The following is a 21,580-nucleotide window of genomic DNA, read 5'->3' on the forward strand; positions in this document are numbered from 1 at the left end:
GCGGGCTGGTTCGTTCTGACCAGATGAAGCCTGACGCCCACACCTCGTGGGCGTTGGACTTCAAAGAGGGCTCCTATGCAAAACACAGCACAAGCCCCGCGCCAGCGTGGATCGGTCTGGACCGATCCTCAGGTACGTGCGTGGGTTTTCCAGATACTCGCCGTTATTCTCGTGGTCAGCTTCGGCTGGTACCTGTTCGATAACGCGCAGACCAACCTGGAACACCGCGGTATCACCTCAGGTTTCGGTTTCCTCGGCAACAGTGCCGGGTTCGGCATTTCCCAGCACCTGATCGACTACACCGAGGCCGATACCTATGGCCGGGTGTTCTTCGTCGGCCTGCTCAATACATTGCTGGTGTCGGTGGTCGGTATCGTCCTCGCCACCTTGCTCGGCTTCATCCTCGGCGTTGCACGGCTGTCGCCCAACTGGCTGATCCGCAAGCTCGCCACGGTCTATATCGAGACCTTCCGCAACATCCCGCCGCTGTTGCAGATCTTCTTCTGGTACTTCGCCGTACTCGGCCCGCTGCCGAATCCGCGCCAGAGCCTCAACTTCGGTGACCTGTTCTTCGTCAACAACCGCGGCCTGCAGATGCCGGCGCCGGTGGCAGCCGAGGCCTTCTGGCCGTTCGCCCTGTCGGTGCTGGTGGCGCTGGTCGGCATCGTCGCCCTGTGGCGCTGGGCCAAGGCCCGTCGCCATGCGACCGGCCAGCGGTTCCCCGTGGCACTGACCAGCCTGGCGCTGATCGTCGTGCTGCCGGGCCTGACCATGCTGGTCGCCGGCCTGCCGCTGCACTGGGAAGTGCCGGTACTGCAGGGTTTCAACTTCCGCGGCGGCTGGGTGATGATCCCCGAGCTGGTGTCCATCGTCCTCGCCCTGTCGATCTACACCGCGGCGTTCATCGGTGAAACCGTGCGCGCCGGCATCCAGTCGGTCAGCCACGGGCAGACCGAGGCGGCCAGTTCGCTGGGCCTTCGTCCGGGACAACTGCTGCGCCTGGTGATCATCCCGCAGGCCATGCGCGTGATCATCCCGCCGCTCACCAGCCAGTACCTCAACCTGGCGAAGAACTCCTCGCTGGCGGCCGGTATCGGCTACCCGGACATGGTCTCGCTGTTCTCCGGCACGGTGCTCAACCAGACCGGCCAGGCGATTGAAACCATGGCCATCACCATGAGCGTCTACCTGGCCATCAGCATCAGCATTTCGCTGTTGATGAACTGGTACAACAAGCGCATCGCGCTGATCGAGCGGTAAGGGGCTGCCATGACCACACATACCTTCAAGCCCGACATGCCGCCACCGGCGCTCACCTTCGGGCCGATCGCCTGGATGCGGGCCAATCTGTTCTCCGGCGTGTTCAACACCATCCTCACCCTGATCGGCCTCTACCTCGTCTGGCTGATCGTTCCACCGTTGCTGGAGTGGGCGATCTTCAAGGCCGACTGGGTCGGCACCACCCGCGCCGATTGCAGCCGCGAAGGCGCCTGCTGGGTCTTCATCAGCGACCGCTTCGGGCAGTTCATGTATGGCTTCTACCCGGCCGAACTGCGCTGGCGTGTCGACCTGACGGTGATCCTGGCGATCGTCGGTGCCGCGCCGCTGTTCTTCAAGCGCTTCGCCCCCAAGGCGAAGTACGGCATCGCCTTCCTGGTGATCTACCCGATCCTCGCCTATTGGCTGCTGCACGGTGGCTTCCTCGGCCTGGAGCAGGTCCCCACGTCGCAGTGGGGCGGCCTGATGCTGACCGTGGTGATCGCCGCCGTCGGCATCGCCGGCGCCTTGCCGCTGGGTATCCTGCTGGCGCTGGGGCGGCGCTCCAACATGCCGGCGATCAAGGTGCTCAGCGTGACCTTCATCGAGTTCTGGCGCGGCGTTCCGTTGATCACCGTGCTGTTCATGTCCTCGGTGATGCTGCCGCTGTTCCTTCCCGAAGGGCTGAGCCTGGACAAGCTGCTGCGCGCGATGGTGATGGTGATCTTCTTCGAGGCCGCCTACATCGCCGAAGTGGTACGCGGCGGCATGCAGGCGATTCCCAAGGGCCAGTACGAGGCCGCGGCCGCCATGGGTCTCGGCTATTGGCGGACCATGAGCCTGGTGATCCTGCCGCAGGCGCTGAAACTTGTGATCCCCGGGATCGTCAACACCTTCATCGCGCTGTTCAAGGACACCAGCCTGGTGATCATCATCGGCCTGTTCGACTTCCTCAACAGCATCAAGCGCGCCACCGCCGACCCGGCGTGGCTGGGGATGTCCACCGAGGGCTACGTGTTCGCTGCACTGGTCTACTGGATTTTCTGTTTCGGCATGTCGCGCTACTCCATGCACCTGGAGAACAAGCTCAACACCGGCCACAAGCGTTAGGAGCCACTGATGAACCAACCCAACCTGCAAACCAATGCCGAGCCGATCATCCAGCTGCAAGGCGTGAACAAGTGGTACGGCCAGTTCCATGTGCTGAAGGACATCAACCTCAACGTGCAGCAGGGCGAGCGCATCGTCCTCTGCGGGCCTTCCGGTTCCGGTAAATCGACCACCATCCGCTGCATCAACCGGCTGGAAGAACACCAGCAGGGCAGCATCATCGTCGACGGCATCGAGCTGACCAACGACCTCAAGCAGATCGAGACGATCCGCAGCGAAGTCGGCATGGTATTCCAGCACTTCAACCTGTTCCCGCACCTCACCGTGCTGCAGAACTGCACCCTGGCACCGATGTGGGTGCGCAAGATGCCGAAGAAGGAAGCCGAGGAAATCGCGATGCATTACCTGCAGCGCGTGCGCATCCCCGAACAGGCCAACAAGTTTCCCGGCCAGCTCTCCGGCGGCCAGCAACAGCGCGTGGCGATCGCCCGGGCGCTGTGCATGAAGCCGAAGATCATGCTGTTCGACGAGCCGACCTCGGCGCTCGATCCGGAGATGGTCAAGGAAGTGCTCGACACCATGATCGGCCTCGCCGAAGACGGCATGACCATGCTCTGCGTGACCCACGAAATGGGCTTCGCCCGCACCGTGGCGAACCGGGTGATCTTCATGGACAAGGGGGAGATCGTCGAGCAGGCCGAGCCGAACACCTTCTTCGACAATCCGCAGAACGAACGAACCCGCCTGTTCCTCGGGCAGATCCTGCACTGAGGATTCGCCGGCAAAGAAAGGGAGCCTTCGGGCTCCCTTTTTTATGTTCGCGACGCGCTCAATGTGTGGCGGACTCCTGCTCGCTCAGGCGGCGGCGGAAGGCGCCGGGCGTTTCGCCGCAGAGCTGCTTGAAACGCTTGGCGAAGGTCGCGCGGTCCGCGTAGCCGACCTGCAAGGCCACCTGTTCCAGCGAGCGGGACGGGTTGCGCAGGGCCTCCTGGGCCACGCCGATACGCAGCCGCTGCAGGTAGTCGGCGGGTGTCAGCCCGGTCGCCTGGCGGAAGCGGCGCAGCAGCGTTCGCGGTGAACAGTGCGCCTGTTCGGCCAGGCGCTGGAGATCGATGGGCTCGGCGTGATGCGCGCGCAGCCAGGCCAGCAGCGCGGTCATCGGCGATTCGTGCGCGCCGGCGTCCGGCAGCAGCGGAACGAAGCGTGACTGGTTGCCCCGCTCTCGGTCGACCACCAGGGCGCTGGCGAGGCGTTGCGCCAGGGCTTCGCCGCCGAGCCGGGCGACCAGGTGCAGGCAGAGGTCGAGCCCGGCCTGCGCGCCGCCGGAGCAGAAGCGCGTGCCGTCCTCGGTGAGCAGCCGCTCGATGCACAGCTCGACGGCGGGGAAGCGCTGGCGGAAGGCATCCTCAAGCGCCCAGTGAGTGGTCGCCCGGTGGCCGTCGAGCTGTCCCGCTTCCGCGAGGAGGAAGGCGCCGCTGCACAGGCTCGCCAGGCGCTGGGTTGGCGGCCGCCGGCGCAGCCAGTCGATCAGCGCGCCGTTGCCGGCGAGCGCGGCCTTCACGTTGCTGCCGCTGGCCGGCAACAGCACCAGATCGGCGGATTCGGCCAGACGCAGGTCGCCATCGACCTGGATCCGCATCAGGCCGAGATCCACCGGGCGACCATCCACGCTGACCCGTGACACCTCGAACAAGCCGCCGCCGGCCAATCGTTCGGCCAGTCGAAAGGCGTCGTCGGCCATGCTCAGGCTGGAGCAGACGGTGTGCGGGCAGACGATCAGGGCGACTCGGAACATGTGCGGCTCGGAGAACAAGGTTGGCGCTTTTTGACACAACGTTGTCGTTATCGTCAATCACGGAGGTGCGGCGCAATCCGCCACACTGCGCGGGTCGAAACGTTTCGGAGTCCCTCCATGAGCCACCCCAACGCGCAGCTCATCACCCAGTTCTACCAGGCGTTCCAGCAGCGCGACGCGGAGGCCATGGCGGCCTGTTACGCGCCCGAGGTGCGCTTCTGCGACCCGGTGTTCACCGACCTGCGGGGCGAGGCCGCGGGTGACATGTGGCGGATGCTGTGCGCCCGCGCGCAGGATTTCAGCCTGACGTTCGACGGCGTCGAGGCCGACGCGCAGCAGGGCAGCGCGCGCTGGGTGGCGCACTACCTGTTCAGCCAGACCGGTCGCCGGGTGAGCAACCACATCCAGGCGCACTTCCGCTTCGCCGACGGGCTAATCGTCGAGCATCGCGATCACTTCAGCCTCTGGCGTTGGTCCGCCCAGGCGCTGGGCCTGCGCGGCGCGCTGCTCGGCTGGGCGCCGCCGGTGCAGGGGGCGATTCGCCGGCAAGCGGCCAAGGGGCTGGCGGCCTATCGCGCCGGACGCGGCTGAGGGCAGGCCCGATCCGTGCATGACGGGCGCTTCCCCAAAAGACCGCGCGCTTTCGCCGGCCAGAACAAGGACAGCCCATGCCAAGCCGTCTCAGTGCTTTCACCTTTGCCGCCCTGCTGGGGCCGCTCGCCAGCTTCTCTGCCTGGGCACTGCAGCCCAGCCAACTGAGCGATTTCTCCGAATACACCTTCGCCATGAGCTGGCATCCGGGATTCTGCGCCGGGCAGAAGCAGGCGCCGGAGTGCGCCAACCGCGAGGCCGGCCTGACCCTGCACGGGCTCTGGGCGTCGCTGCCGGATCGGCTCAAGGCCGAGGGCGTGGACACTCCGCAATGGTGGCGCGAAGGCTGCGATCACGTGACCGGCAAGGTGCCGGAGAAGAACTTCTGCGCACTGGCGCCGGTGGCGCTGGACAGCGCGTTGCGCAGTCGGCTCGAGCAGGTCATGCCGAGCACCGAGAGCTGCCTGGAACGCCATGAATACGTCAAGCACGCGGCCTGCTTCGGTTTCGACAAGGACGCCTTCTTCCGCCGGAACATCGAGCTGTTCGACAGCGTCAGCCAGTCGTCCTTCGGCGCGCTGCTGGCCGCGCCGGAGCGCCGGGAGATCGGTCGCAACGAGCTGATCCGAGCCTATGGCGATGCGTTCGGCACCCGCGATACCCGCTCGCTGAAGCTGGTCTGCGACGTCCACGACGGGCGCGCCTGGCTAAGCAGCGTGGAGATCGGCATCACCCGCGAGGGACTGGACACCTTTCCCGCCGCTGCCAGCCTGACGCCGCTGCTGCGCGGCAACTGTCCGGCACGCATCCAGCTGCGTTAACCGCCACGCGCGCGGGCACCTCCCCGGTGCGCATGGCGCACCCTACGAAGCGGTGCGGATACCAACCTCGCCGGAGACCGGTCGAACTCCCGCACGGTGCGCCGCGCGCACCGCCACGCGTGCGGACACCGCCTCGGTGCGCATGGCGCACCCTACGGCGAGCGGCGCGGAAATCGCCCTCGCCATGGATCGGCCGGACCTCGTAGGGTGCGCCGCGCGCACCGCACGCTCCCGCACATCGCCCCGGTGCGCATGACGCACCCTACGGCGTGCGGCGCGGAAATCGACCTCGCCATGGATCGGCCGGACCTCGTAGGGTGCGCCGCACGCTCCCGCACATTGCCCCGGTGCGCCGCGCGCACCGCGACATTCCCGCACATCGCCCCGGTGCGCATGGCGCACCCTACGGTGAGCGGTGCGGAAATCGACCTCGCCATGGACCGGTCGAACTCCCGTAGGGTGCGCCGCGCGCACCGCCACGCGTGCGAACAGCGCATCGGTCACCCTGCCAGAGGTGCATGCGCCGTTGTGCCGCAATTCTTAGCCGGCTATCCTTTTCCGCCCTCCGCTGGGCGACGTCCGTCGTTCGCGGAGCACGATAAAGGACCGGCCAGGACCGGTCGCCCATTGCGAAGCGAGCCGCACATGCCTGATCACGATCGTCCGCTGCCCGACCGGCACGCGGGTTCCCCCGCGCCCCTCAACGATCTGCTGATCGATGCCGAAGCCGACGACGAGCCGGTGTCCCGGCCGTCGCTGCTGCGCCATCCGCTGTTCCTCTTGTTCGGCCTGGTGCTGGTGGCGCTGAACCTGCGCCCGGCGCTGTCGAGCATTTCCCCGCTGCTGGGCGAAGTGTCCGCCAGCCTGCACCTGTCCGCCGCCGCAGCCGGGCTGCTGACTACCCTGCCAGTGCTCTGCCTGGGCCTGTTCGCGCCGTTCGCGCCGCGCCTGGCCCGGCGTTTCGGCGCCGAGCGGGTGATCCTCGGCATCCTCCTGCTACTCGCCTTCGGCATCGTCCTGCGCAGCCTGTTCGCGGTGCCCGGTCTGTTCGCCGGCAGCCTGCTTGCCGGCGCCAGCATCGGCATTATCGGCGTGCTGCTGCCTGGCATCGTCAAGCGCGACTTCCCGAAACAGGCCGGCAGCATGACCGGTGTGTACACCATGGCCCTGTGCCTAGGCGCGGCTACGGCGGCTGGCAGCACGGTGCCGCTGCGCGATGCATTCGGCAGCTGGAGCCTGGCGCTGGGCTTCTGGGCCCTGCCGCCGCTGCTGGCCGCGCTGGTCTGGCTGCCGCAGGCGCGGCGCGGGCACGCCGTGGCGCACGTCGCCTACCGTGTCAGCGGCTTGTGGCGCGACCCGCTGGCCTGGCAGGTCACCCTCTACATGGGCTTGCAGTCGTCGCTGGCCTATATCGTCTTCGGCTGGCTGCCGTCGATCCTCATCGACCGCGGGCTGACGCCGGTGCAGGCCGGGCTGATGCTGTCGGCCTCGGTGCTGGTGCAGCTGATCACCGCGCTGAGCACGCCCTGGCTGGCCACCCGCGGCAGGGACCAGCGTCCCGCCGTGGTGGTGGTGATGGGCCTGACCCTCTGCGGGCTGCTCTGCTGCCTGTACGCGCCGCTGTCCGGCCTGTGGCTGTGGATCGTCATCCTCGGCCTGGGGCAGGGCGGCACCTTCAGCCTCGGTCTGGCGCTGATCGTGCTGCGCTCGCGCGATGCGCACGTGGCCGCCAGCCTGTCGGGCATGGCCCAGGGCGTCGGCTATACGTTGGCCGCCTTGGGACCGCTGGCCATGGGCCTGGTGCACGACTTCACCGGCAACTGGTCGGCGTCGGGGATCATCTTCGTCGCCATCGCTTTGGTCGGCACGCTGTTCGGCCTGGGCGCCGGCCGCGCGCTCTACGTGCGCGCGAGCGCCGAGCGGCTGTGAGCGAAGCGGTCGAAGCGCCCGCCGGCGAAGCCAAGCCGTGGTTCGTCTACCTGGTGCGCGCCGCCAACGGCGCGCTCTACTGCGGCATCAGCGACGACCCGCAACGGCGCTTCGCCATGCATTGCAGCGGCAAGGGCGCGCGCTTCTTCCACTCCAGCCCGGCGCAGGCGCTGGTGTACGTGGAGGCCTGCCCCGGCAAGGGCGACGCGCTGCGCCGCGAGCGGGCGATCAAGCGACTGAAGAAGGTCGCCAAGGAACAGCTGATCGCCATGCATGGCGCTGATGCCACGCCATCCGCCTGAGTGGCTGGGACGCCGGGTAGCCGGCGGGTAAGCTGGCCGCCCACGAACAACAACAGCGGAAGCCAGCATGCACGACCTCATCCTGCACCACTATCCAGCCTCGCCGTTCGCCCACAAGACCCGCCTGCTGCTCGGCTTCAAGCAGCTCAGCTGGCACTCGGTGAGCATTCCGCCGGTGATGCCCAAGCCCGATCTGCTGGCCCTCACCGGTGGCTACCGCAAGACGCCGGTGTTGCAGGTCGGTGCGGACATCTACTGCGATACCGCATTGATCGCCCGCCGCCTGGAGGCGGAGAAGGCCGCCCCCACGCTGTTCCCGCAGGGCCAGGCATTCAACGTCGCCGCCTTCGCCCAGTGGGCCGATTCGGTCGTGTTCCAGCACGCCGTCACCCTGGTGTTCCAGCCCGAATCCGTCGCGGTGCGTTTCGCCCGCCTGTCGCCGGAGGCGATCCAGGGCTTCCTCGCCGACCGCGCCGGGCTGTTCAGCGGCGGTTCGGCGTCGCGTCTGCCGGCCGAGCTGGCGCGGCACAACTGGCCGACGCTGATGACACGCCTTCAGCAGCAACTGGCGCAGGGCGGCGAGTTCCTCTTCGGCGAGGCGTCCATCGCCGATTTCGCCATGGCCCACCCGCTGTGGTTCCTCAAGGCCACGCCGGTCACCGCGCCGCTGGTGGACGCCTACCCCGAGGTCGTTCGCTGGCTGCAGCGGGTGCTGGATTTCGGCCAGGGTTCGCCCAGCGAGATGAGCGCCGCCGAGGCCATTGAGGTCGCCCGCCAGGCGAGCCCGGCGGCGTTGCCGCAGACCTCGATCGAGGAGCCGAACGGTTTCGCGCTGGGCCAGCGGGTGCTGATCGCGGCGACCGACTACGGCGTCGATCCGGTGGAAGGCGAGTTGCTCCACGCCGGTGCCGAAGAGCTGATCCTGCGTCGCGAGGACGCGCGCGCCGGCGTGGTCCATGTGCACTTCCCGCGCGTCGGCTTCCGCATCGAGGCGCTCTGAGGCACGGCTCAATAGGCGGCGAGGATGCTCTGCGGGTCGTAGCCGTGGATCACCGTGCCCTTGACGTCGATCACCGGCACGCCGCGGCCGCCGAGCGCGTCGTAGGCGCGGCGGCCGTCGGCGGATTTCTCGATGTCGAGTTCGCGGTAGGGAATCGCGCGTTCGGCGAGGAAGGCGCGGGTCTTGGCGCAATAGCCGCACCAGGACGTCGCGTAGAGAATCACCTCGCCGGTGCGCGCCTGGCTGGGCACCGGCTGGCTCAGGCCGAGCAAAGGCTCGACGCGGTCCCAGTGTTGCCAGAGGGCGAGTGCGGCGAGGATCAGCAGGATGCGTTTCATCGTCAGTCCTTGCGGCGTTTGAGCTGATCCTTCAACTGGGTCGGCAGCTGGCGAATGATCAGCATGTCGCGGCCCTCGTCGTATTCGATCTTCGACCCCAACAGGTGCGCCTCGAAGCTGATCGACAGCCCTTCGGCGCGCCCGGTGAAGCGCTGGAACTGGTTCAGCGTGCGCTTGTCCGGCGGAATCTCCGGCGACAGGCCGTAGTCGCGGTTGCGGATGTGGTCGTAGAACGCCTTCGGCCGGTCCTCGTCGATCACCCCGGAGAGTTCTTCCAGGGTCATCGGCTCGCCGAGCTTGGCCTGGGTGGTGGCGTAGCCGACCAGCGCGCTGGTCTTCTCCCGCGCCTGTTCTTCCGGCAGGTCCTCGCTCTCGACGAAATCGCTGAAGGCCTTGAGCAGGGTGCGCGTTTCGCTCGGCGCATCGACGCCCTCCTGGCAGCCGATGAAGTCGCGGAAGTAGTCCGAGACCTTCTTGCCGTTCTTGCCGCGGATGAAGGAGATGTACTGCTTGGACTGCTTGTTGTTCTGCCACTCGGAGATATTGATGCGCGCCGCCAGGTGCAGTTGGCCGAGGTCGAGGTGCTTGGCCGGCGCCACGTCCAGCGCCTCGGTCACGGTGACGCCTTCGCTGTGGTGGAGCAGGGCGATCGCCAGGTAGTCGGTCATGCCCTGCTGGTAATGGGCGAAGAGCACGTGGCCGCCGGTGGAGAGGTTGGATTCCTCCATCAGCTTCTGCAGCTGTTCGACGGCCTGGCGGCTGAAGGCGGTGAAGTCCCGTTCCCCGTCCAGGTACTGCTTCAGCCAGCCGCTGAACGGATAGGCGCCGGATTCCTCGTGGAACAGGCCCCAGGCCTTGCCCTGCTTGGCGTTGTAGCTTTGGTTGAGGTCCGCCAGCAGGTTCTCGATGGCCTGCGACTCGTGCAGCTCGCTGTCGCGTGCGTGCAGCACGGCGGGCGTGCCGTCGGGTTTCTTGTCGATCAGGTGGACGATGGCGTGGCGGATCGGCATGGCGGTCTCGTGGCGAACGGGAAAGACGCGCAGTTTACCCGAGGCACGCGATTGCGGCGTCAGTGCAGTGAGAGCAGGAAGGTCTCGACGGCCGCAGGACTGCGCAGGCGTACCCGCTGGATGTGGGCGAGGCGCGGGTCGGCGAAGGCCTCGACGTAGCGCCGCCGGTTGCTGCGGAAGTTCTTCAGCGTCCAGAGCAGGATCGAGTCGCGGCTGAGGAACGAGCGGCGGAAACTCTCGCGGTTGCCGGTGCCCGGCCACAGCTCTTCGCCGCTGAAGGAGCGCCGCAGTGCCCGGCTGATGGCCTGGTAAAGGGTGCGGATCAACGAGTAGTCGATCCAGACGATCATCTGCACGTCCCGCCACTTCATCGCGGCGGTGCGCTGGTAGTTGCCGTCGAGCACCCAGCCCGGCTGTGCCAGCGCGCGTTGCAGGCGGGCGAAGAAGCTCGGGTCGTCGGATTCCTGCCAGCCGGGGCGCCAGAACAGCGCGTCCATCTCGACGTAGGGCTGGCCGAGCTGATGGGCCAGGCGCCGCGCGAAAGTGCTCTTGCCGCTGCCGCTGGTGCCGACCACGTTGATCCGTCGCGGAGCGTCCATGCGTACGTGCCTTACACCTGGCGCGGCGGCTCGCCGCGCAGCAGTTCGACCAGCGCCGGCAGCTCGCGCATGTCCCTGAGCAGCGCCTCGACGCCCAGTTCGCGCAGCACTTCGCCGTGCTCCGGCGGAATGTGGCCGGCGCCGAGGAAGCCGATCACGCGCATTCCGGCGGTCAGCGCGGCGGTGGCGCCGGTGGCGCTGTCTTCGACCACCAGGCAGCGCGACGGCACGACGCCGGCACGCCTGGCCGCCAGCAGGTAGAGGTCCGGCGCCGGTTTCGGCCGCTCCACGTCTTCGGCGGCGAAGATCCCGGCGTCGACGCGTTCGCGCAGACCGGCGCGCTGCAACGCGTGCTCGACGCTGGCCCGGCGGCTGTTGCTGACCACCGCCAGCGGCAGGTCGACGGCCAGCAGCGCCTCGCGCACGCCGGCGATTGGCGCGGCGTCCCGGAAGGTCGCGGCTTCGCTGCGCTGGCGCAGCTCGGTGTGGAAACCGTCCGGCAGCTCGACGCCGAAGTGGGCCTCGACGCGGGCGAGGATGTCGTGGCTCTGCAGGCCGAAGGTGCCGGCCAGGAGGATGTCCAGTTCCTGCAGCGGGAAGCGCTCGCCGAGTACCTCGCGGCGCAGGCGTTCGACGATGATTTCGCTGTCGACGATCACGCCGTCGCAATCGCTGATCAGCAGGTCGATATAGGAATTCATGCGGCCCGGCCCTTGCTGGAAAGCCTGTCTTGATAACACAGGCCCGCGCCGAGGGTCACCCTTGGGCGGCGGCGGCCCGACGGGGCGGTCGCCGCCCATGCAGCGCCACAAGCACGCCGAGCAGCGCCAGCGCGTACAGCGCCTGAACGCCCAGCGCCACCAGCACCAGCGCGCAAAGCGCCACGGAAAGTCCCGCCAGCCAGCGCCAGAGGCCCTCCAGCAGCACCCAGCCGGCGGCCATGCTGAGCAGGTAGATGAGCACGAAGTTGCCGTTGGCGTAGCGGATCAGCTCGTCCACCGACAGCGACAGCAGGCTGCTCGCCAGCGAACACAGCGCGCAGCAGGCAACGATCAGCAGCAGCGCGCGGGCCGGCACGCCGTGCCGGTTGAGCCGCGCCAGGCCGGCCGGCGCCTTGCCTTCGTCGGCCAGGCTCCAGAGCAACCGGGCGAACCCCAGCAGATAGACGTTGGTGGAGGCGAAGCAGGCCAGGTAGCCGAGCAGCGCCAGCAGCCAGCGGCCGCGTTCGCCGAACAGCTGGCCGACCAGGTCGGGCAGCGAGGTGGCATCGCGCTGGGCGTCGCCGTAGTGGCCGAAGTTCAGCACCGCCAGCGAGCAGGCCCAGTACACCAGCCCGGCGAGCAGGGTGCCGAGCAGCAGCGCCAGCGGGAAGTCGCGCTGCGGGCGGCGGAATTCCTCGCCGAGGTGGGCGAACGCCTCGATGCCGACGAAGCACCAGAACATCACCGCCAGCGCCGTCGGCAGGCGCGACCAGTCCGGCGAGGCGCTGTTCAACAGCGACAGGCTGGCTCCCGGCAGATCGCCGGCCCACCAGATCAGCGCGATGCAGGCGACGATGGCCACCGCGATCGCCGCCTGCAGGCTGCCGGAGGCGCGCATCGGCCGTTGCCCGAGCAACAGGATGATCGCCAGCGTGCCGAGCTGGATCGCCAGCGCCTGGCCGGGCGTGATGACGAACACCGATTGCCAGAAGCCCACGCCGATGTGCAGCGCGGCGGGCACGCCGACCGGAATCACCGCGAGGAACAGCCAGGCGCTGACCCGCTCCAGGCGCAGCCCGAAAGCGCGGCCGATCAGGTGCGGCGCGCCGCCGGCGTGGGGAAAGCGCCGGCCGAGCTGGGCGAAAGTGAAGGCCACCGGCAACACCAGCAGGATCAGCAACGGCCAGGCCCACAGCGAAGCGATGCCGGCGCTGCTGGCGGCGAGGGCGGGGACCACGAAGATCCCGGTTCCCAGTAGCGAAGTGGCGAGCAGGGCGATGCCTTGCAGCAGGCCCAGCTCCTTGTTCAGACGGCTCATACGGTATGCTCGCGGGCTTGAAACGACGGTACGCCATGCTAGGCATCCGCCGCCATTCAGGTTGCCGGCTTTGCCCGGCAGAGTGGCGCAAGCCGCCGCCGAATCGCCTGTCACCGTTTTGCGAGAACCCCGTGGACAAGTTCGATCGCCAGATCATCGCCCTGTTGCGCAGCGACGCGCGCACCCCCGTCACCCGCATCGCCGAAAGCGTCGCGCTGTCGCGCTCGGCGGTGGCCGAACGCATCCGCCAACTGGAGGAACGCGGCGTGATCCAGGGCTATCACGCCCGCGTTGCGGACCCCGAAAGCAACGCGATCAAGGCCTACCTCGAACTGTTCTATCACGAGAGCCGCTGCGAGCAGTACGTCGAGCGGATGCGCGCATTCCCGGAAATCCAGCGCTGCAGCGGCATCAGCGGCGAGACCGACATGCTGGTCTACCTGGAGGTCGCGAGCATGGCGCGGCTCGGCGAAATCCGCGGGCAGATCGAGAACTTCCCCGGCATGCAGCGGGTGAAGACCCACGTCGTGGTGACCGACTGGGCGTTCTGACCCGCCCGGATTTCCCCGCGCAGCTCCGTAGGGTGCGCCGCGCGCACCGATGGCCGATCGTCTGCGGCGCGAATCGCTTCACTCGTTGCGGTGCGCATGGCGCACCCTAGGTACTGGGCGTAGGGCGTCTGTTCCGGTTTGCGCGCCTGCCCCCGTCACGATGATCGACGCCGCTCGCGCTGTCGTGCGCCGGTCGAGTCGGTACAATGTCGGCCAATCGGGCCCGCGGGCGGGCCGTCACCTATTCGCGAGGGCTGGGCAATGACGTTCAAAGTATTCGTAGACGGCCAGGAAGGCACCACCGGGTTGCGCCTGCTCGACTACCTCGGCGGTCGTTCGGATATCGAGCTGCTGCGCATCGACGAGGCCAAGCGCAAGGATTCCGCCGAGCGCGCGCGTTTCCTCAACGCCGCCGACGTGGCCTTCCTCTGCCTGCCCGACGCCGCCTCGCGCGAGGCCGTCGCACTGGTCGACAACCCCGACACCTGCATCATCGACGCCAGCACCGCGTTCCGTACCGACAGCGGCTGGGCCTACGGCCTGCCGGAACTCGCGCCCGGCCAGCGCGAGGCGATCCGCGCCAGCAAGCGCATCGCCAACCCCGGCTGCCATGCCACCGCCTTCATCCTGCTGGTACGCCCGCTGGTGGATGCCGGCCTGCTGCCCGCCGACTACCCGCTCAGCGCCTTCTCGCTGACCGGCTACAGCGGCGGCGGCAAGCAGATGATCGCCGAGTACGAAGCCGGCGCTAACGCCAGGCTGAAGAGCCCGCGCGCCTATGCCCTCGGTCAGGCGCACAAGCACCTGCCGGAAATGCGCGTGCAGACCGGGATCGCCGCGGCGCCGGTGTTCAACCCCATCGTCGGTGACTTCCTCAAGGGCCTGTCGGTGACCGTTCCGCTGCAAGTCAGCCACCTGCCGGCCGGCGCCAGCGTGGAAAGCCTGCACGCCGCGCTGGTCAGGCATTACGCCGGCGAGCCGTTCATCCGCGTGATGCCGCTGGATGGCGCCGACAACCTCGACGGCGGTTTCCTCGACGTGCAGGCCTGCAACGAGAGCAACCGCGCCGACCTGTTCGTCTTCGGCAATGCCGAGCGCGTGACCCTGGTCGCGCGCCTCGACAACCTCGGCAAGGGCGCTGCCGGCGCCGCCGTGCAGTGCATGAACGTGCACATCGGCGCTGCGGAAAACACCGGGCTCAACAGCGGCCTGTGATCCTCCCGGCGGGCTCGGCAAACGAGCCCGCCAGCAAGGGCACCACGATGGAAACCCTCTCCCTGTTCGATACGCCGCCGGCCGCCGCGCCCGTCGACGGCCTGCGCCTGCTGCACACCTCCGATTGGCACCTCGGCCAGCACTTCATGGGCAAGACCCGCCAGGCCGAGCACCAGGCGTTCTGCGACTGGCTGATCGGCCAGGTGCGCGAGCAGGCGGTGGACGTGGTGCTGATCGCCGGCGACATCTTCGATACCGGCGCGCCGCCCAGCTACGCCCGCGAGCAGTACAACCGCTTCGTCGTCGACCTGCGCGACAGCGGTGCGCAACTGGTCGTGCTCGGCGGCAACCACGACTCGGTGGCAACCCTAGGCGAATCGCGCAGCCTGCTCGGGCGGCTCGGCGCGCGGGTGGTCCCGGCGGTGGCGGAAAACCCGGAAGACCAGTTGCTGGTGCTCGACAAACGCGACGGCTCGCCGGGTGCGCTGCTCTGCGCGATCCCCTTCCTCCGCCCGCGCGACCTGCTCCGCAGCGAAGCGGGGCAGAGCGCCGAGGACAAGCAACGCTCGCTGCAGGAAGCCATCGCCGGGCACTACCGGGAACTCTTCGCGCTGGCCGAGCGGCGCCGCGCCGAACTCGGCGGCGCATTGCCGATCATCGCCAGCGGCCACCTGACCACGGTGGGTGCCAGTGCCAGCGATTCGGTGCGGGAAATCTACGTCGGCGCGCTGGAGGCCTTTCCCACCAACGCCTTTCCGGCGGCGGCCTACATCGCCCTTGGGCACATCCACCGGCCGCAGAAGGTCGGCGGCCTGGAGCACATCCGCTACTGCGGCTCGCCGATCCCGCTGGCCTTCGACGAAGCGCGGCAGGAAAAACAGGTGCTGCTGGTGGACCTCGACAGCGACGGCCTGCGCGCGGTAACGCCGCTGCCGGTGCCGCGCTTCCAGCCGCTGGCTTCGCTGCACGGCTCGCTGGCGGAACTCAGGGGCGCGATCGCCGAAGCGGCGCGCGAGGGCAGCGCGACGCTGCCGGTGTGGCTGGATGTCTGCGTCGCCAGCGACGACTACCTGGCCGACCTCTCGGCACCGGTCGGCGCACTCTGCGAAGGGCTGCCGGTGGAAGTCCTGCGCCTGCGCCGCGAGCGCGGCCAGGGCGTCGCCCGTCTGCTCGGCGACTCCCGCGAAACCCTCGACGAGCTCACCCCGCACGACGTCTTCGCCCGCCGCCTCGCCAGCGAAACCCTCGACGACGCCCTGCAGCAGCGTCTCCACGATCTGCACCGGCAGGTGCTCGGCGAGTTGCAGGACGGGGAATAGGGCATGAACCGCCTGGTGGGCAGGTGAAGCGTTGCCCACCCTACGGAACTGGAGCACACCCGCGTAGGGTGGGTTAGCCGCGACGGGCGAAGGTTGGGCCAGGCGCGGAAGCCGGCGCGCGGCGTAACCCGCCAGGGGGTGACATGCCGGACTCCGCCCGGTGGGTTACGCGGCTTTCGGCCTCGGATCGTCAGGGGCTATCGCGCGATGCCGCTAACCCACCCTACGAGACTTGTCACGCCCGGTCGGCAGGGTCTCTGCGCTGCCGTTAGAATGCCAACCCCGACCTGATCAGCTCCCACCATGAAAATCCTCTCGCTGCGCCTGAAGAACCTCAACTCGCTCAAGGGCGAGTGGAAGATCGACTTCACCGCAGAGCCGTTCCGCGACAACGGGTTGTTCGCCATCACCGGGCCGACCGGGGCGGGCAAGACCACCTTGCTCGATGCCATCTGCCTGGCGCTTTACCACCGCACGCCGCGGATGAGTGCGCTGTCGGCGAGCAGCAACGAGCTGATGACGCGGCACTGCGCCGATTGCCTGGCCGAGGTCGAGTTTGAGGTGAAGGGGCAGGGCTACCGGGCGTTCTGGAGCCAGCGCCGGGCGCGCGACAAGGCCGACGGCGCGTTGCAGGCGCCGCGTGCCGAGCTGGCGCGGCTGGACGGGCAGATCATCAGCGACAAGCTGAGCGAGAAGCCGCGCGAGGTGGAGCGCCTCACCGGGCTGGATTTCGAGCGTTTCACCAAGTCGATGCTGCTGGCCCAGGGTGGTTTCGCCGCTTTTCTCGAGACTTCTGCAAACAAGCGCGCCGAGCTGCTGGAGGAGCTGACCGGTACCGACATCTACGGGCAGCTGTCGCAGCGGGTATTCCAGCGCACCAATGAGGTCAAGGCGACGCTGGAGCAACTGCGCGCGCGCGCCGAGGGCGTCGAGTTGCTCGACGAGCCGCAGCGTGCCGGGTTGGCCGAGGAGGCTGCGCGCCTGGCAGGCGAGGAGGCGACATTGCACCGGCAACTCGTCAGCGCCCAGGGCGAACGCCAATGGCTCGATGAGCTGGGCAGGGCCGAGGCGCGCCGGCAGGATGCGCTGGCCGGCGAAGACCGGGCGCGACAGGCGCTCGACGCGGCGGCGGGCGATCTGCAACGCCTCGCCGACAGCGAGCCGGCGGCGCGACTGCTGCCGGTGCAGCGTCATCGCCTGGAAGCGGAGCAGGCGCTGCAGGACACCCGGCGGTCGTTGCAGGCGGTCCTCGACGAACAGGCGGCAGTATCCGCCGAAGCCTTGCGTCAGCTCTGGCAGGCGCAGCGCTTTTCCGCGCGGCTGGCGGACGAGCGCGGCGAGGCGTTGACGGCCGTCGTCGAGCAGCGACGAAGCCTGGACGCCGATTTGAGCGAACGCGCGTCGCACGCGGCCCTGGCCGAGCAACTGAGCGGCTGGCGCAGCCGGTTCGAGGCACGCAGCACCTGCCAGCAGGAAATCGCCGAGGCGCAGGCGCGCCAGCAGGGCGTTGCCCGCCAATTGCACGCGCTGGGCGTCGATGTCGCCGACCGGCAGCAGCACCTGCAGAGCGCGCAGGCACAGCTGCAGGCGGCGCGGCAGGCGCTGGAGGCGCCGCAGCGGGATTGGCAGTCGACCCTCGACGGCCGCAGCGAGGCCGAGTGGCGCGCCGACTGGCAGCGCCTGCTGGCCCGCGGCAATGCCCTGGAACAGCTGCGCCAGCTCGGCGAGCGGCGCACGCAACTGGCCGGCCAGGTCGAGCAGGCGCGCGTCACGCTGGCCGAGCGGCAGCATCAGCAGGACGAGAAGAACGCCGAGGTCGCGGCGCTGCGCGAGCGCTACCGCGACCTCAAGCAGCAGGTACAGGACAAGAAGACGCTGCTCGCCCAGGAGGAGCGCATCCAGGCGCTGGAAACCCATCGCGCGCAGTTGCAGCCCGGCGATGCCTGCCCGCTGTGCGGCGCCCGCGAGCATCCGGCGATCGCCGCGTATCAGGCGCTGGACGCCTCGGAAACCGCCCGCGCCCTGGCGGAAAAGGAGGCGGAGCTGGAGGCCCTGGGCGAGCGCGGCCAGGAACTCGCCCGGCAGGCCTCGGCGCTGGACGAGCAGCTCCGCCAGGCCGGCGAGCTGCTGGCGTCCGGCGAGGAGCAGCGGCTGGAGCTGGACCAGGCCTGGCAGCAGCAGTGCGAAGCCCTGGCGCTGGAACCCGGCGACTCCTCGGCCACCGCCGGGGCGCATGCCGATCAGGTCGCGGCGCTGGCCGAGGTGCAGCGTCGGCTGGAGGCGCTGGATGGCCTGAAGCAGCAGCTGGAGAGCGCCCGCCTCGAACTGCAGCGCGCGCAGCAGGCCGAAGCGGACGCCGCGCAGACGCTGGCCCTGGCGCAACGCGACCAGCTCGCCCGGCAAACCGCGCTGGACGAGCTGGGCCGCCAGTTGAGCAAGCTGCACGCGCAGCAGGCGCAAGCGGACGAGACGCTGGCTGCCGAACTGCGAACCCTCGGGTACGCGCTGCCGGCCGATGGCGCCGCCTGGCTGCGCGAGCGCGAAGCCGATTCCCAGGCCTGGCAGCAGGCGCAGGCGCGGCTGCAGGCGTTGCGCGAACGGCAGACAACGCTGGAGCACGCCGCCGCCGATGCCCGCGAGCTGGCCGGCAAGTGGCTGCAGCGCTGGCAGGCGGCGCAGCACGCGGATCTGCCCGAGGACGCGCCGCCGGCCGATCTGGAGGCCGCGATAGGCGAGGCGGAATCGCAGCTCGCCGGCGCGCAGCAGCGCAGCGCCGAATTGCAGGGCACCCGGCACAGCCTGGAACAGCGCCTGGCGCAGGACCAGGTCACGTTCGCCGAAGCCGAGCAGGCCTGGCGCGCGGCGCTGGAAGACAGCCCCTTCGCCGACACCCAGGCGTTTCTCGAGGCCTGCCTGGACGAGGCGCAGCGCGCCACCCTGCAGGACGCCAGGGAGCGCCTGCACACCGCGCTGGCCCAGGCGCAGGCATTGCGAGCGTCGGCCGAACAGGCGCTGGCCGACCTGCGCGCCGCACCCAGGACCGACGCGGACGCCGCGCAGCTGGATGCGCGCCTGGCCGAGCTGGGCGCCGCGCTGCGCAGCCTGACCCAGCGCCAGGGCGAGATCCGCGCGCAACTGCAGGGCGACGAACAGCGCCGGCAGAACCAGCAGGCGCTGTTCGCTGCGATCGCCGCGCAGGAGGGCGAGCACCAGCTCTGGCAGCACCTCAACGGCCTGATTGGGTCGGCAGACGGCGCCAAGTACCGCAAGTTCGCCCAGGGCCTGACCCTCGACCACCTGGTGCATCTCGCCAATCGCCAGCTGGAACGCTTGCACGGGCGCTACCTGCTGGCGCGCAAATCGGTCGGCGAACTGGAGCTGGAAGTGATCGACACCTGGCAGGCGGATGTCGCCCGCGACACGCGCACGCTGTCCGGGGGCGAGAGCTTCCTGGTCAGCCTGGCGCTGGCCCTGGCGCTGTCCGATCTGGTCAGCCACAAGACCAGCATCGATTCTCTGTTCCTCGACGAGGGCTTCGGCACGCTGGACGGCGAAACCCTGGAAATCGCCCTCGACGCGCTGGACAGCCTCAACGCCAGCGGCAAGATGATCGGCATCATCAGTCACGTCGAGGCGCTGAAGGAGCGCATTCCGGTGCAGCTCAAGGTCAGCAAGGGCCACGGCATGGGCTACAGCAGCCTGGAGAAGCGCTTCGCCGTCGAACCCCGGGTGCCGGCGACGCCGTAATAGCCGGTAAAGAATTCGCTCCGCGGACCGCCCGCGTTTTTAGGGGCCGCGAGCGCTCAACGGCGGCCGTTGCAGGCATCATTGCCGAACTGTCGCCGCGTTATGGCGTCCATTGCCACGTTTACCCCTGCCGCCGCCTCGCGGGTGCGCGGTTCCCAGAACCTCCGTCGTGAAGTGATCCATGCAAAGACGAAATCTGTTGAAAGCGTCCATGGCGCTGGCCGCCCTGACTGGCCTGCCGGCGTCCGGTTTCTTCGCCGCCCGCGCGCTCGCCGACACCGCCAACGGCGCCGCCGAACCCTTCGACTTCAAGCGCCTGCAGGCGCAGGCCAAGGCGCTCGCCGGCAAGCCCTACGTGGATACCCGCGAGACGCTGCCGCCGACCCTGGCGAAGATGACCCCGCAGCAGTTCAACGCCATTCAGTACGACCCCGAGCATTCGCTGTGGAAGGACCTCGAAGGCCAGCTCGACGTGCAGTTCTTCCACGTCGGCATGGCGTTCCGCCAGCCGGTGCGCATGCACGGCATCGACCCGGCCACGCGGCTGTCGCGCGAAGTGCACTTCCGCCCGGAACTGTTCAACTACGCCAGCAGCGGCGTCGATGTCGCCCAGCTCAAGGGCGACCTCGGCTTCTCCGGGTTCAAGGCGTTCAAGCAGCCGAACATCGACAAGTACGACATCGTCTCCTTCCTCGGCGCCAGCTACTTCCGCGCGGTGGACAAGACCGGCCAGTACGGCCTCTCGGCGCGCGGCCTGGCGATCAACACCTACGCCGGCGGCCCCGAGGAATTCCCCAACTTCGTCGAGTTCTGGTTCGAGACGCCGGACAAGGACAGCACCCGCTTCGTGCTCTACGCGCTGCTCGATTCGCCCAGCGCCACCGGCGCCTACCGCTTCGACATCGACTGCCTGCCGGACCAGGTGGTGATGTCCATCGATGCCCACGTCAACGCGCGCCAAGCGATCAAGCAGCTCGGCATCACGCCGATGACCAGCATGTTCAGCTGCGGCGGCCACGAGCGGCGCATGTGCGACACCATCCACCCGAACATCCACGATTCCGACCGACTGTCGATGTGGCGCGGCAATGGCGAGTGGGTCTGTCGCCCGCTGAACAATCCGGAGCGCATCCAGTTCAACGCCTTCGCCGACAACAACCCGAAGGGCTTCGGCCTGGTGCAGAGCGACCACGACTTCGCCACCTACCAGGACACCGTGGACTGGTACAGCCGCCGCCCGAGCCTGTGGGTCGAGCCGACCAACGACTGGGGCGAGGGCAGCGTCGACCTGATGGAGCTGCCGACCACCGGCGAGACGCTGGACAACATCGTGGTGTTCTGGAATCCCAAGCGCGCGATCACCGCCGGCACTTCGCTGAACTACGCGTACAAGCTCTACTGGGCCGCGCTGCCACCGGTGCAGCCGTCGCTGGCCCGGGTGCTCGCCACGCGTTCCGGGATGGGCGGCTTCATCGAGGGCTGGGCGCCGGGCGAGCATTACCCGGAGGTCTGGGCGCGGCGCTTCGCCATCGACTTCACCGGCGGCCCGCTGGACGCCATGGCCCCCAGCGAGGGCATCGAGCTGGTGGTCACCGCGTCCAGTGGCGAGGCGAAGGACTTCCACATCCTCGCGCTGCATCCGGAGGTGAAGGGCTTCCGCGCGCTGTTCGACTGGTTCCCCACCAATGACAGCGTCGACCCCGTGGAATTTCGCGCCTTCATCCGCCGCGCCAGCGACAAGCAGGTGCTCAGCGAGACCTGGCTCTACCAGTACTTCCCGCCGGCGCCGGAGAAGCGCAAGTACCCGTAGGCGGGATTCGGTGGACGGCTGAAAAAGCCCGCATCGAGCGGGCTTTTCCGTCTACCAGGGGCGTTGCCTTCCCTCTCACCCAGTCCCTCTCCCATGAATGGGGAGCGGCGTGCGCGCCAGCCGTAGGGTGGGCTTCAGCCCACGCGATGCAGTGCAGCGAACCGCCC

At 68.6% G+C, this 21,580-nt stretch carries 19 protein-coding genes; 13 read left to right on the plus strand and 6 right to left on the minus strand.

What is annotated here, in order from left to right:
* Window positions 1-75: 75 nt before the first annotated feature.
* The 3 genes from BLV15_RS09335 to BLV15_RS09345 are packed head-to-tail and all read left to right on the plus strand — an operon-like array spanning window position 76 to window position 3,138.
* On the plus strand, window positions 76-1,260 hold the full coding sequence (locus BLV15_RS09335; RefSeq protein ID WP_090226992.1) for an amino acid ABC transporter permease: 1,185 nt from the start codon (window positions 76-78) through the stop codon (window positions 1,258-1,260).
* A gap of 9 nt (window positions 1,261-1,269) precedes the next feature.
* Window positions 1,270-2,367, plus strand: a complete 1,098-nt coding sequence (locus BLV15_RS09340; RefSeq protein WP_090226993.1) for an amino acid ABC transporter permease — start codon at window positions 1,270-1,272, stop codon at window positions 2,365-2,367.
* 9 nt (window positions 2,368-2,376) lie between these two features.
* Window positions 2,377-3,138 (plus strand): amino acid ABC transporter ATP-binding protein, encoded by a 762-nt coding sequence (locus BLV15_RS09345; protein WP_090226996.1) that lies wholly within the window; start codon window positions 2,377-2,379, stop codon window positions 3,136-3,138.
* A 58-nt stretch (window positions 3,139-3,196) separates the two neighbouring features.
* Here the strand turns inward: BLV15_RS09345 and BLV15_RS09350 are convergent, their stop codons facing one another.
* Window positions 3,197-4,162, minus strand: coding sequence for a GlxA family transcriptional regulator (locus BLV15_RS09350; protein ID WP_090226998.1), 966 nt, complete (start codon window positions 4,160-4,162; stop codon window positions 3,197-3,199).
* A 117-nt stretch (window positions 4,163-4,279) separates the two neighbouring features.
* Between BLV15_RS09350 and BLV15_RS09355 the strand changes: the two genes are divergently transcribed.
* The 5 genes from BLV15_RS09355 to BLV15_RS09375 all read left to right on the plus strand — a co-directional run bounded on the left by BLV15_RS09355 (window position 4,280) and on the right by BLV15_RS09375 (window position 8,805).
* Window positions 4,280-4,753 carry a nuclear transport factor 2 family protein gene (locus BLV15_RS09355; RefSeq protein ID WP_090227001.1) on the plus strand — a complete coding sequence of 158 codons (474 nt, stop codon included), beginning with the start codon at window positions 4,280-4,282 and terminating at the stop codon, window positions 4,751-4,753.
* Window positions 4,754-4,830: 77 nt separating this feature from the next.
* Complete coding sequence (locus BLV15_RS09360) at window positions 4,831-5,574, plus strand: ribonuclease T2 family protein (protein WP_090227003.1); 744 nt, start codon at window positions 4,831-4,833, stop codon at window positions 5,572-5,574.
* A gap of 645 nt (window positions 5,575-6,219) precedes the next feature.
* A complete protein-coding gene (locus tag BLV15_RS09365; protein ID WP_090227006.1) occupies window positions 6,220-7,503 on the plus strand; it encodes a CynX/NimT family MFS transporter in 1,284 nt (427 codons plus the stop codon).
* Entirely contained in the window at window positions 7,500-7,805 is a 306-nt protein-coding gene (locus BLV15_RS09370; protein WP_090227007.1) for a GIY-YIG nuclease family protein, read from the plus strand. The genes BLV15_RS09365 and BLV15_RS09370 overlap by 4 nt, the downstream gene beginning before the upstream one ends.
* Window positions 7,806-7,872: 67 nt before the next feature.
* On the plus strand, window positions 7,873-8,805 hold the full coding sequence (locus BLV15_RS09375; RefSeq protein ID WP_090227010.1) for a glutathione S-transferase family protein: 933 nt from the start codon (window positions 7,873-7,875) through the stop codon (window positions 8,803-8,805).
* Window positions 8,806-8,813: 8 nt separating this feature from the next.
* Here BLV15_RS09375 and BLV15_RS09380 read toward each other — a convergent pair whose 3' ends face one another.
* The 5 genes from BLV15_RS09380 to yjeH are packed head-to-tail and all read right to left on the minus strand — an operon-like array spanning window position 8,814 to window position 12,771.
* Entirely contained in the window at window positions 8,814-9,143 is a 330-nt protein-coding gene (locus BLV15_RS09380; RefSeq protein WP_090227013.1) for a glutaredoxin family protein, read from the minus strand.
* 2 nt (window positions 9,144-9,145) lie between these two features.
* Window positions 9,146-10,153 (minus strand): nucleoid-associated protein YejK, encoded by a 1,008-nt coding sequence (yejK, locus tag BLV15_RS09385; RefSeq protein WP_090227015.1) that lies wholly within the window; start codon window positions 10,151-10,153, stop codon window positions 9,146-9,148.
* A gap of 59 nt (window positions 10,154-10,212) precedes the next feature.
* On the minus strand, window positions 10,213-10,752 hold the full coding sequence (locus BLV15_RS09390; RefSeq protein WP_090227017.1) for a P-loop NTPase family protein: 540 nt from the start codon (window positions 10,750-10,752) through the stop codon (window positions 10,213-10,215).
* An 11-nt stretch (window positions 10,753-10,763) separates the two neighbouring features.
* The gene (locus BLV15_RS09395) at window positions 10,764-11,453 is read right to left on the minus strand and encodes an HAD family hydrolase (RefSeq protein ID WP_090227020.1); all 690 of its coding nucleotides are present in this window, start codon (window positions 11,451-11,453) and stop codon (window positions 10,764-10,766) included.
* Between the two features lie 55 nt (window positions 11,454-11,508).
* Window positions 11,509-12,771, minus strand: coding sequence for an L-methionine/branched-chain amino acid transporter (yjeH, locus tag BLV15_RS09400; RefSeq protein WP_090227023.1), 1,263 nt, complete (start codon window positions 12,769-12,771; stop codon window positions 11,509-11,511).
* Between the two features lie 131 nt (window positions 12,772-12,902).
* On the opposite strand from yjeH, the gene BLV15_RS09405 reads away from it, so the two are divergent.
* The 5 genes from BLV15_RS09405 (at window position 12,903) to BLV15_RS09425 (ending at window position 21,413) form a co-directional block, all read left to right on the plus strand.
* Window positions 12,903-13,322 (plus strand): Lrp/AsnC family transcriptional regulator, encoded by a 420-nt coding sequence (locus tag BLV15_RS09405; protein WP_090227026.1) that lies wholly within the window; start codon window positions 12,903-12,905, stop codon window positions 13,320-13,322.
* A gap of 261 nt (window positions 13,323-13,583) precedes the next feature.
* Complete coding sequence (gene argC, locus BLV15_RS09410) at window positions 13,584-14,537, plus strand: N-acetyl-gamma-glutamyl-phosphate reductase (RefSeq protein ID WP_090227028.1); 954 nt, start codon at window positions 13,584-13,586, stop codon at window positions 14,535-14,537.
* A gap of 101 nt (window positions 14,538-14,638) precedes the next feature.
* The gene (gene sbcD, locus BLV15_RS09415) at window positions 14,639-15,856 is read left to right on the plus strand and encodes an exonuclease subunit SbcD (RefSeq protein WP_090227447.1); all 1,218 of its coding nucleotides are present in this window, start codon (window positions 14,639-14,641) and stop codon (window positions 15,854-15,856) included.
* A 303-nt stretch (window positions 15,857-16,159) separates the two neighbouring features.
* Window positions 16,160-19,603 carry an exonuclease subunit SbcC gene (gene sbcC / locus BLV15_RS09420; protein WP_090227031.1) on the plus strand — a complete coding sequence of 1,148 codons (3,444 nt, stop codon included), beginning with the start codon at window positions 16,160-16,162 and terminating at the stop codon, window positions 19,601-19,603.
* Window positions 19,604-19,784: 181 nt separating this feature from the next.
* Window positions 19,785-21,413, plus strand: a complete 1,629-nt coding sequence (locus tag BLV15_RS09425; protein ID WP_090227034.1) for an OpgD/OpgG family glucan biosynthesis protein — start codon at window positions 19,785-19,787, stop codon at window positions 21,411-21,413.
* Window positions 21,414-21,580 lie beyond the last annotated feature (167 nt).

Source organism: Pseudomonas kuykendallii, assembly GCF_900106975.1.
In the GTDB taxonomy this organism is placed as follows: Bacteria; Pseudomonadota; Gammaproteobacteria; order Pseudomonadales; family Pseudomonadaceae; genus Pseudomonas_O; species Pseudomonas_O kuykendallii.